The organism is Advenella faeciporci, from assembly GCF_014652395.1.
Lineage (GTDB): Bacteria > Pseudomonadota > Gammaproteobacteria > Burkholderiales > Burkholderiaceae_B > Advenella > Advenella faeciporci.
The window spans coordinates 1-10,420 of the sequence record NZ_BMYS01000036.1 but is presented as its reverse complement, the minus strand read 5'-3'; the positions used below and the strand labels follow the sequence as shown (position 1 = coordinate 10,420).

Annotated in this window: 10 protein-coding genes; 1 reads left to right on the top strand and 9 read right to left on the bottom strand. The window is 50.9% G+C overall.

The window, feature by feature from the left end; translation table 11 throughout:
• Window positions 1-158: 158 nt before the first annotated feature.
• The 6 genes from proB to argJ form a co-directional block, all read right to left on the bottom strand.
• Window positions 159-1,307 carry a glutamate 5-kinase gene (proB, locus tag IE074_RS14480; RefSeq protein ID WP_189386157.1) on the bottom strand — a complete coding sequence of 383 codons (1,149 nt, stop codon included), beginning with the start codon at window positions 1,305-1,307 and terminating at the stop codon, window positions 159-161.
• Window positions 1,308-1,349: 42 nt separating this feature from the next.
• Window positions 1,350-2,453: a GTPase ObgE gene (obgE, locus tag IE074_RS14475; RefSeq protein ID WP_189386156.1), complete on the bottom strand. Its 1,104-nt coding sequence runs from the start codon at window positions 2,451-2,453 to the stop codon at window positions 1,350-1,352.
• Between the two features lie 130 nt (window positions 2,454-2,583).
• Window positions 2,584-2,844 carry a 50S ribosomal protein L27 gene (gene rpmA, locus IE074_RS14470; RefSeq protein WP_189386155.1) on the bottom strand — a complete coding sequence of 87 codons (261 nt, stop codon included), beginning with the start codon at window positions 2,842-2,844 and terminating at the stop codon, window positions 2,584-2,586.
• Window positions 2,845-2,877: 33 nt separating this feature from the next.
• Complete coding sequence (gene rplU, locus IE074_RS14465) at window positions 2,878-3,189, bottom strand: 50S ribosomal protein L21 (protein ID WP_169293581.1); 312 nt, start codon at window positions 3,187-3,189, stop codon at window positions 2,878-2,880.
• A 142-nt stretch (window positions 3,190-3,331) separates the two neighbouring features.
• Window positions 3,332-4,411 (bottom strand): DUF1853 family protein, encoded by a 1,080-nt coding sequence (locus tag IE074_RS14460; RefSeq protein ID WP_189386154.1) that lies wholly within the window; start codon window positions 4,409-4,411, stop codon window positions 3,332-3,334.
• Between the two features lie 6 nt (window positions 4,412-4,417).
• Window positions 4,418-5,644, bottom strand: a complete 1,227-nt coding sequence (gene argJ, locus IE074_RS14455) for a bifunctional glutamate N-acetyltransferase/amino-acid acetyltransferase ArgJ (protein ID WP_189386153.1) — start codon at window positions 5,642-5,644, stop codon at window positions 4,418-4,420.
• Between the two features lie 322 nt (window positions 5,645-5,966).
• On the opposite strand from argJ, the gene IE074_RS14450 reads away from it, so the two are divergent.
• Entirely contained in the window at window positions 5,967-6,287 is a 321-nt protein-coding gene (locus IE074_RS14450; RefSeq protein ID WP_189386152.1) for a DMT family transporter, read from the top strand.
• 140 nt (window positions 6,288-6,427) lie between these two features.
• Here the strand turns inward: IE074_RS14450 and IE074_RS14445 are convergent, their stop codons facing one another.
• Genes IE074_RS14445 through IE074_RS14435 form a run of 3 tightly spaced genes read right to left on the bottom strand, consistent with a single transcriptional unit; the run spans window position 6,428 to window position 10,211 of the window.
• Window positions 6,428-7,846: an aldehyde dehydrogenase family protein gene (locus IE074_RS14445; protein ID WP_189386151.1), complete on the bottom strand. Its 1,419-nt coding sequence runs from the start codon at window positions 7,844-7,846 to the stop codon at window positions 6,428-6,430.
• A gap of 42 nt (window positions 7,847-7,888) precedes the next feature.
• The gene (locus IE074_RS14440; protein WP_189386150.1) at window positions 7,889-8,962 is read right to left on the bottom strand and encodes an alcohol dehydrogenase; all 1,074 of its coding nucleotides are present in this window, start codon (window positions 8,960-8,962) and stop codon (window positions 7,889-7,891) included.
• 34 nt (window positions 8,963-8,996) lie between these two features.
• A complete protein-coding gene (locus IE074_RS14435; protein WP_189386149.1) occupies window positions 8,997-10,211 on the bottom strand; it encodes an ABC transporter substrate-binding protein in 1,215 nt (404 codons plus the stop codon).
• Between the last annotated feature and the right edge of the window lie 209 nt (window positions 10,212-10,420).

Genomic DNA, 10,420 nt, shown 5'->3' with positions numbered 1-10,420 from the left:
GGCGATAGCCACTCTGGCCGGATAGATACGTTTGGACTAATTTGATTTTGAACGGCAAATCATATTTTGTCATTGAAAAGACCCCTAAAAGTTGAATGGGTGTCCAACTTTTTGGGGTCAGTTCACTCTGAAGTGGGAATCAGAGCTGGCGCATGAACTCAGGCTTTGGCAAACTTGCGTAGCACTACCATATTGTTCCGGTGCATCAGTTCACTGGCTGTCATCGAGCCCAGGATGGTTTCAATTTTATGGGTAGGCTGGCGCATGATGCGGCGGGTGTCTGAGGAAGAATAGTTGATCAGGCCACGTGCATATTCAACATTGTTTTCATCCAGGCAGGCCACTACATCACCCCGTTCAAATTCACCATTGACGTGAATAACGCCCACGGGCAGCAGGCTTTTGCCTTGCAGGGTAAGGGCTTTCAGGGCACCTTCATCAAGGGTGATCTGGCCGCGCAGCCGCAGGTGATCGGCCAGCCATTGTTTGCGGGCCGAGCGCACCGCCACCGAGGCCCGCAATTCGCTGCCAATGGATTCGCCCTGGCTTAATCGTTCAAGCACGTTAATTTCACGGCCCGAGGCAATCACCGTATGCGCCCCGCTGTTGGCCGCCCTTTTGGCCGCCAGCACTTTGGTGGCCATGCCGCCGGTGCCAATATTGGAGCCGGCACCCCCGGCCATTTCCTCAAGTGCGGGATCGCCTGCCGTGGCCACCGAGATGAGTTTGGCCTGCGGGTTTTTGCGCGGGTCGCTGTCATACAGGCCGCTTTGGTCGGTCAAAATAATTAAAACATCCGCTTCAATTAAATTGGTGACCAGGGCGCCCAGTGTGTCGTTGTCGCCCAGGCGGATTTCATCGGTAACCACGGTATCGTTTTCGTTAACGATGGGAATCACACCCAGGTCCAGCAGGGTAAACAGGGTAGAGCGGGCGTTTAAATAACGCTCACGGTCGGCCAGGTCTTCGTGGGTGAGCAAAATTTGCGCCGCGCAGATATTGTGCTCATGAAACGCGGTTTCATAGGCCTGAATCAGCCCCATTTGCCCGATGGCCGCTGCGGCCTGCAGTTCGTTCATGGCTTTGGGACGGGTGTGCCAGTTAAGGCGTGCCATGCCTTCGGCCACCGAACCGCTGGATACCAGAACCACTTGTTTGTTTTGTTTCCTGAGCGCGGCAATTTGTGCCGCCCACTGCCGGATGGCGGTGTTATCCAGGCCCTTGCCATTATTGGTAACAAGGGAAGAGCCCACTTTAATGACAATACGTTGGGCTGAATGAACGGCAGATTGGGGCACGGTGCTCATGGTGTGAATCGGGACAGAAACAAAAAATAAATGGTTGATTAATTAAAGGTTGTTACGGGAGTCATCAAAGCGCGGATCTTCAGGGGTATAGTTTTCCTGCTGTTTATCCTGCTCAAGGTGTTCTTGCGCCTTGACTTTGTCAAGGTACTCTTGCAGGGCCCAGACCAGTTCTTGCGTGCCTTCACCATTAAGGGCTGAAATGGCAAATACCGGGCCGTCCCATTCGAACTCCTTGCAGAAACGCTGTTTGATTTCTTCCGGGTTTTCTAGCATGTCCAGTTTGTTAAGCACCAGCCAGCGTGGCTTGTTGTACAGTTCCGCATCGTACAGGCGCAGTTCTTCCACAATGGCTTTTGCATCAGCCACGGCCTTTTCAACCGGATCAATATCGGGGTCAAGGGAAGAGACATCAACCAGATGCAGTAAAACCCGTGTGCGGGTAAGGTGGCGCAGGAACAGGTGACCCAGACCGGCCCCTTCTGAGGCACCTTCAATTAAACCGGGAATGTCGGCCACGACAAAACTGCGGGCGGCCGAGGTGCGCACCACACCCAGGTTGGGGTGAAGGGTGGTAAACGGATAATCGGCAATTTTGGGCTTGGCGTTGGATATTTTGGTGATAAGGGTTGATTTGCCGGCATTGGGCATGCCCAGCAGACCCACATCGGCCAGTACCTTCAGTTCCATTCTAAGCTTGCGCTGTTCACCCTCGGTGCCATAAGTAAACTGGCGAGGAGCGCGATTGACGCTGGATTTGAAATGCAGGTTGCCCAAGCCGCCCTGGCCACCCGCTGCCAGTGTGACTTGCTCACCGTGACGGTCCAGGTCGAACAGCTGTTCGCCCGTTTCATGGTCATAGATAACCGTGCCGACGGGAACCCGCAAGGTAATATCGGGGGCGGCAGCGCCGTACTGGTCGGAGCCACGGCCATTTTCACCGTTTTTGGCACGGTGCAGGCGGGCATAGCGAAAATCGATAAGGGTATTGATATTGCGGTCGGCAATGGCATAAATGCTGCCGCCACGACCGCCGTCTCCGCCGTCGGGGCCGCCTTTGGGAATAAATTTTTCGCGCCGGAAGCTGGCAGCGCCATTGCCGCCTTTTCCTGCGATCACTTCGATGGTGGCTTCGTCTACGAATTTCATGGTTCGCTTTTTTGCTTATAAATAGTTATTCTAAATCCAAATTGCGTTAACTGCATTTCGGAAAGGGATAAAAATAAAAATGCCGCTCACCTGATAGAGTGAACGGCATTGATTGTTTTTGAAACTGTGCTTATTCAGCCGCAATAACAGAAACGGTTTGCTTGTTGAGTGCGCCTTTTACAGAGAACTGTACGCTGCCATCAACCAATGCAAATAATGTGTGGTCTTTGCCGATACCCACGTTTGTTCCGGGGTGGAAACGGGTGCCACGCTGACGAACAATGATGGATCCTGCCGGGATTTCCTGACCACCGTACGCTTTAACACCCAGACGTTTGGATTCCGAGTCGCGGCCGTTGCGGGTTGAGCCGCCGCCTTTCTTTTGTGCCATGATTAGCTCCTGCTGTATTAAGGTAAGTCGAAATTAAGCTGTGATAGCTTCGATAACGATTTGTGTGTAATTTTGGCGATGGCCCTGGTGACGCTGGTAGTGCTTGCGACGGCGCATTTTGAAAATTTTCACTTTATCGTGACGACCCTGTGCAAGAACCTTTGCTTTCACCACAGCACCAGCAACTAAAGGAGTACCAACCTTGATTGATTCACCTTCGCCTACTGACAAAACCTGGTCTAGCGAGATTTCTTGCCCAATGTCTGCTGGTATCTGTTCTATCTTAAGTTTTTGACCTTCGGCAACACGATACTGTTTGCCACCGGTTTTTATGACCGCGTACATATGGTTTAACCTCAAAAATTATTAAGTAACATAGCAAAATTAATGCTAAGCCTTGCATTTTATCCTGTTTTGTTTTGAAAAGTCAAATAAATCAATTGCTTGATGAAATGAAAGTCACTGATGGGGGCGGGTGTTGTGGTTTTCAGGCACGTGCCCAGGTGTTGCCCGTCACAAAGCCGCGATGGATTTCCCGGTAAAGCCCGGGGTGTGTCGGGTCTTCCTGAAGGGCGGCCAGCAATAGCGGTTCGGGGCGGGTATGAGATGCAGCGGGAGCATCTGCAGGATTGTTCGCAAGGAAGTGCTGCTCAAGCTGATGGGCCAGTTGTGCAGCGTCAAGCGTTTGTGGGGCAGATGCCCATGCTTCAGATAACCAGTACAGCCGGGGCAGAATAAGCCAGCGAATAGAGGTGCTTTGGCCGGCCAGGCGTGGCAGAAAATGAGAAAACCGTAGCCACCAGCCTTTATTGTGTTCCGGATTCAGGCATTCAAGCGTGGATGTTCCTGGGTACAGGTAGCTGTTCCAGTCTTGGTCTAGCAAGGGGTAAAACAGCCAGCCTTTCAGGTAAACCCCGGATTGATTGACCTGTCGGCCAAGTTTGGCGGTAATGTGTTCATGAGCGGAAAGTTGCAGTTGATGACCGAACAGACGTTGTGTTTTTCTGTAGAGTGTGTCGTGCAACTGGGTGCCCACATAGCGGTGCAATTCGTTGTTGGTCGACTCGTGCCCGGGTAGATCAGGGGCTTCGGAGCGGGGCAGGAACAGGTAAAGTTTTACGGCCAGTTCCCAATGATGAATTGTGCCCGTCTTGCGGTCCTGCCAGATGTAATCAACCTCACCAAGTGTCTTGCGGCCTTTTTCGGGGGCAATCGGTTCCAGGTGTATAGGGTGATGGTGCAGCAAAAGCTTAAGATCGGGACAGTGTGCCAGCCCCAGTTTCAGGAGGTGTTCGGCATAAAGGCCAAGGCGTCTGAAATGGGTTTGAGTGTGGGGGGTGAGGGCCAGTGGATGCTGGTGTTCATGTACCATCCATTGCGTGATTGATTGCAGACAATGAACAGGAAAGCGGGCGGGTGGATAAGCGTGTGAAAAACCGGGAGCCAGTAAGGGCTGGGTATGTAATAGCCAATACAGGTCACGCCAGGCCTGGCAGGGCAATGTTTGCAACCTGTCATAAAAAAACCGGTCAACGACAGGCGTTACCGGTTTTTTTGTGGTAGTCATGAAAGCTTATGAGCGGTAATCAGCGTTTATGCTGACATAATCATGAGAAAAATCGCAGGTGTAAACTGTCTCGGTCACATCGCCGCGACCCAGGGAAATGCGCACCAGGATTTCGGCTTCGTTCATGACGCGTTGGCCATCTTCTTCCTGATAAGCCGGGGAGCGACCGCCGTTTTCGGCTACCAGCACATCACCCAGCCATAAGCGGGTTTTGTTCACGTCAAGGTCTTCGATACCCGCGTAACCCACCGCAGCCAGAATGCGGCCCAGGTTTGGATCGGAAGCATAAAACGCGGTTTTCACCAGTGGTGAGTGGGCAATGGCATAAGCAACTTTAAGTGCTTCTTCGGAATTGCCTGCGTCTTCAATGCGAACGGTAATGAATTTGGTGGCCCCTTCGGCATCGCGTACGATTTTTTGTGCCAGCTCGCGAGCCATGGCAGTCAGTTCGTTCTTGATGGTTTCGTAGTGAGGGCTGCTGGTGTTGTCTACCTGAATGCCACTTTGACCGGTGGCGGCTACGATGAAAGAGTCATTGGTGGAGGTGTCGCCATCAACCGTGATACGGTTGAAAGAATGATTGGCAATGTCCAGGGTGAGTGACTTGAGCAGCTGGGGCTCGATATCGGCATCGGTTGCCAGGAAGCCCAGCATGGTTGCCATGTTGGGGCGAATCATGCCAGCGCCTTTGCTGATACCGGTAAAGGTCACGGTTCTGCCATCAATCTGGATTTGCCGGGAGCAGATTTTTGGCTGGGTATCGGTGGTCATGATGCCGTAAGCGGCTTTCATCCACTCGTTTTTACCCAAGGCACTGATGGCCTGGGGCAGGGCGGCAATGATTTTTTCGCAAGGCAGGGGCTCAAGAATGACGCCAGTGGAAAAAGGAAGGATTTGTTCTTCCAGTACACCGAGTTCTTTGGCCAGGGCATGGCAAGTGGCATACGCACGTTCAAGACCATCAGCGCCAGTGCCTGCGTTGGCATTGCCTGTGTTGATGAGCAATGCACGGATGTCATGACCGGCTTGCAAACGAGATTCGCAGATTTGAACAGGCGCGGCACGGAAACGGTTTTTGGTAAAAACACCTGCCACGGCAGTACCGGGGCTGAATTTGAAAACGGTAAGATCTTTACGGTTTTCTTTTTTGATACCGGCTTCGGTTACACCGATTTCTACGCCTGCGACAGGAAAAATATCTGTTTCACTGGGAATATGAAGATTGACCGCCATTCTGCTTTTCTGCCCTTGGGATTATGGAATACCCTTAATAATAACCGTAAAATGACGGGCATGCATTGTAAAATGGCCTGCTCGGAAAAATCGGGTGGGTGACAACTATCCTGCCAGAGGGGGGTAGTGATCGGACCAATATTGGAGGGGATTCTTCTGCTTCCGATGTGACAGCCAAAGAATGAATATTGATATATAATTAAAAACTGTGTGCGATGCGTCATGCATTATGTGACAGCCACTTATTCTCTTTCCAGAGGACGACCTCTCCCACCTTGGGCTTGAATATCGGGACGACCCGATGCTCGTTAAAGGTGTCAAAATGGCCTGGATTTATCTGTTTATTGCGGGTTTGCTCGAAATTTGCTGGGCATATTCCATGAAGCTGTCTGAAGGCTTTACCAGAACCGTACCAACCGTATGGACGCTGGTTTTCATGGTTGCCAGTTTCGCGCTTCTTTCAATCGCAATGAGAACGCTCCCCCTCGGAACGGCTTATACCATCTGGACAGGCATAGGTGCTGTTGGCGCTTTTGTTGTTGGCATTACCATACTTGGTGAGCATGTCAGTATGATGCGAATCATTGCTGCTATCTTGATAGTAAGCGGGATAGTTCTTATGAAGCTGTCTTCCACTTCCTGATTTGAATAGTTTGCATAAGCCCTTGCCCAACAAAGGCAAGGAGCAGTCACACTCATGTTTTCTGTAAACTCACTTTATATTGCGTTTTGGCTGAATATGATCTGATACCTGTTGTCAGATCATATTCAAAGCCAGTCAGCCTAGTGTTTCACCACCATGGTTTGGGTATTGGTATATTCCAGTAAGCCTGCAACGGAATTTTCCACACCCACGCCCGACTGTTTGTGCCCCCCAAAAGCCACGTTGGGCGATAACACCTGGACGTGATTGATCCAGATGGTACCGGTGTCCAGCTGGCGGGCGATTTGTTTGGCTTTTTCTTCGTCCTTGCTCCAGACTGAACCGCCCAGCCCGTACTCCGACTGGTTGGCACGTGAAATGACATCTTCAATATGACTGAACTTCAGCAGGGGAAGGATGGGGCCAAACGCTTCTTTGGTTACCACATCGGCATCTTCAGGTGGGTTATCTACAAAAACAACCGGCATGAAGTTGCCTTTGGATTCTTGTGGCGCGCGCCCGTATAAAAGGCTTAAACCATCGTTTTTGGCACCGTCCAGCAGGGCCTGGACACGGGAAAATTGCTGCTTGTTCTGGATGGGGCCGATTTGTGAATCGGGTGAAAGGCCATTGCCAACAATGACATTCTGGGCATATTGCACCAGAGAATCTTTAAGCTTGTCATAAATAGACTCATGAATATAAAGCCGTTTGATGGCCAGACAATACTGCGAACAATTGCGGAACGCACCCCAAAAGAGCAGAGGCGTCACTTCTTCTATATCAGCATCATCCATAACGATTGCCGCATCGTTACCGCCAAGTTCAAGCGTGACGCGGGCCAGGTTTTCGGCTGCGCTTGCCATGACCCGTTTGCCGGTAGCGGTGGAACCGGTGAAGGCGATTTTGGCAATACCCGGGTGACTGGTCAAGGCGGGTCCCAGGTCATGGTCGCCCGAAATGATATTCATCACACCAGGCGGCAGAATGTCTCTGGCCAGTTCGCCAAAACGCAGGGTGGTTAAGGGAGTGAAAGGTGAGGGTTTAACCACAATGGTATTGCCACTTAGCAAGGCGGGTGCCAGCTTCCATATTGCCAGTGTCATGGGGAAGTTCCAGGGCGCCAGCGCACCTACCACACCCAGCGGAACGCGGATGGTTTCAAAGGTATGTCCGTTTTCGTTGGTATAACGTGAAACGGGCAATTCCATTTTGGCAAATTCAGTAAACCAGTGGCTGCAGCGGTTTATTTCCGCACGTGCATCAGCCAACGGTTTACCCTGTTCCGTGGTGAGCAGGGTTGCCAGTTCTTCACTATGTGCCTGTATGCAATCGGCCAGCTTTAACAGGGTATTTCTTCTTTCCTCAAAAGGTGTTTTTTTCCATGTTTTAAATGCCTGAGCGGCAGCGTTGACCGCTTCATCCAGCTGCTCGGGTGAGCAGACCGGCACCCGGGCAATCACTTCTTCAGTGGCAGGATTAATAATGTCCATGCTTTGTGGGGATGAAACAGCCTTGCCATTAATGGTCATGGCAACAGGCGGGGTACGGCTAGTCATGAATAACTCCTTGTGTTTTGAGTGGGCACAGTGCGATGGGCATTATTGAAAAGCAATTACCTGACGGGCAGTTGCCGTGCCTGAGCGCAGGCGTTCAAGTGCGAGGTTGATCTGTTCGGGGGCAATCAGTTCAACCGGTATCTTACCCAGTGCACCCTGTTTTGCCAGTGCAATCAATTCCCGTAACTCTATCAAATTACCAACATAGGAGCCGATGATGCTGATTGCCCTTATTGGTACCAGGGGCAAGGCGATATTCAGATCGCCACCAAACAGACCAATAATAATGTATTTGCCGCCTTTGCTTAATACCTGGGTACCCAAGCCTGACGTAACCGATGAGCCCACAAAATCAATAACCGTTAATAAACCGCCTTCCAATCCCTGCAATATTGCTGACGCTTCAGGCGCATTGATATTCACGGTTTTGCTGGCTCCGAGCTGTTGGGCGGCAGCCAGTTTTCTGTCATCAATGTCCACGGCAACAATTTTCTGGTAACCCAGTGCCTTGGCGATCAGTAGCGCTGAAGTACCCAAGCCGCCCATCCCGAACATGGCCAGCCAGTCATCTTTGGCGGCATCTGATTTTTTAAGGGCGGAATAAGCTGTCAGGCCTGAACATGCAAGCGTGGCCGCCTCTGTTATATCCAGGCCTTCAATATCCACCAGATATTTTGGATCGGGCAGTTTTAACCGGTGCGCATAACCGCCATCCTGATAAACACCCAGGCTGGCAGAGTTCAGACACAGGTTTTCTTTGCCCTGACGGCAGTTACCGCATTGTCCGCAGCCGATCCACGGACTTACCAGATAGTTTTTGCCAATTTCAAGCCCATCCAGATTGGCATCGGGGCCGGCGGCAAGAAGTTGTGCCACGATTTCATGCCCCAGCGCAAGTGGTGGGGTGATGTTGCGTTCCTGCAGTTCCATTCGGCGACCCTGACCCAGATCGTAATAGCCGTCAAAAAGATGAAGATCGGTATGGCAGACGCCACAGCGGATGGTTGCCAGTACGACCTCGGTGCCTTCAGGTGCTCCCATCGTTTCTGTAACCGCTTCGATGGGTTTGCCAAATTGCATTACTTTATAGGCCAGATAGGTTTCTGTAGCATTCATTGTTTTTTACCTTATCGAAATGGATAAATTGCGATCAGTTTTTGGCGATGAAACTGCAGCCGCCCTGATCCATTGGCCGGAAGGCTTCATCACCGGGAGCCGTGGCTACAATTTTGTAATAGTCCCAGGGATATTTCGATTCTTCGGGAGATTTAACCTGGATAAGATACATGTCATGGATGACCCGGCCATCTTCCCTGATATAGCCGTTTTTGGTTGTAAAGTCATGAATAGGGGTGCTTTTCATGGTTTTGATAACGGTGCTCGTATCATCGGTCCCGGCAGCTTCAATGGCTCTCAGATAACTGGTAACGGCGGAATAGGCACTGGCATGAATTTGGGTGGGCATACGGTTCTCACGCTCATGGAAGCGTTTTGCCCATTGCCGGGTAGCATCGTTCTGATCCCAGTAAAAAGCGGTTGTTGCATACATGTCTTTGGCCGCCTCAAGCCCCAGGGCATGGACGTCGGTAATGAAAAGGACCGTGGCAGCGAGTTTTTTCGTGGCGGTGAGCTGGAACTGATTGGCGGTTTTAATGGTATTGATCATGTCGTTAGCCACATTGGCCAGTCCGACCACTTCGGCATCGGAGCCCTGTGCGCTAAGCACGTAGGAGGAAAAATCCATCGAGTTCAACGGATGGTAAACCGAACCGACAATTGAGGCGTTATTTTCTTTAAGCGTATTGGCAACATCTTCAACCATGGCTTTGCCAAATGCATAGTCAACGCCGATCATGTACCATTTTTTAGAACCCTGATCCGTAATGGCTTTGGCGGTTGTTCTTGCCAGTGCATAGGTATCATAAGGCCAGTGGATAGTCATTGGGCTGCAATGTTTTCCGGTAATATCGCTGGATGCTGCAGCGGTATTCAGCAGCAGCCTGTTCTTTTCCTCGGCAATGTTTTTGACGGCGTAATGGACAGCCGTGTTATTGATATCGACAATCGTGTCAACCTTGTCAACGTCGAACCAGCGTCTTGCTGTATTTGCGCCAACATCAGCCTTGTTCTGGTGGTCCATGGAAACCAGTTCGATTTTCTTGCCCAGCACGGTACCGCCGAAATCTTCAATTGCCATTTTGGCTGCGGTCACTGAACCGGCACCTGCGGTATCCGCATACACACCTGCCATATCACTTAATACACCAATCTTGACAATATCGTCAGAGATGCCTGCTGCATTTGCAAGGCCCAAGTGCATTCCCAGACCGGCCGCAATGGCGGTCTTTACAAAACTCTTAATCATGTTGTCTCCGGATTTATAAATATACTTATGTTTTATATAGGTGGGTAATACGCTGTTTTATATACTGATCAGTGTTATTACCGTAAGCGTTCGGCCATCTCATCTTGACAGCGGTTTTCTTTAACCTGTTTTTTTACATTGCTGTCTGTGGTTGCCAATTATGCGGCAACAGTTCAGCAATACGGCTGGCGGGCTGAGTGGGCAAGCGT

Coding starts and splice junctions, on each gene's coding strand:
- obgE (WP_189386156.1), bottom strand. CDS start 2,453: ATGAAATTCGTAGACGAAGCCACCATCGAAGTGATCGCAGGAAAAGGC.
- IE074_RS14460 (WP_189386154.1), bottom strand. CDS start 4,411: ATGACTACCACAAAAAAACCGGTAACGCCTGTCGTTGACCGGTTTTTT.
- IE074_RS14445 (WP_189386151.1), bottom strand. CDS start 7,846: ATGACTAGCCGTACCCCGCCTGTTGCCATGACCATTAATGGCAAGGCT.
- IE074_RS14440 (WP_189386150.1), bottom strand. CDS start 8,962: ATGAATGCTACAGAAACCTATCTGGCCTATAAAGTAATGCAATTTGGC.
- argJ (WP_189386153.1), bottom strand. CDS start 5,644: ATGGCGGTCAATCTTCATATTCCCAGTGAAACAGATATTTTTCCTGTC.
- IE074_RS14435 (WP_189386149.1), bottom strand. CDS start 10,211: ATGATTAAGAGTTTTGTAAAGACCGCCATTGCGGCCGGTCTGGGAATG.
- IE074_RS14450 (WP_189386152.1), top strand. CDS start 5,967: ATGGCCTGGATTTATCTGTTTATTGCGGGTTTGCTCGAAATTTGCTGG.
- rpmA (WP_189386155.1), bottom strand. CDS start 2,844: ATGGCACAAAAGAAAGGCGGCGGCTCAACCCGCAACGGCCGCGACTCG.
- proB (WP_189386157.1), bottom strand. CDS start 1,307: ATGAGCACCGTGCCCCAATCTGCCGTTCATTCAGCCCAACGTATTGTC.
- rplU (WP_169293581.1), bottom strand. CDS start 3,189: ATGTACGCGGTCATAAAAACCGGTGGCAAACAGTATCGTGTTGCCGAA.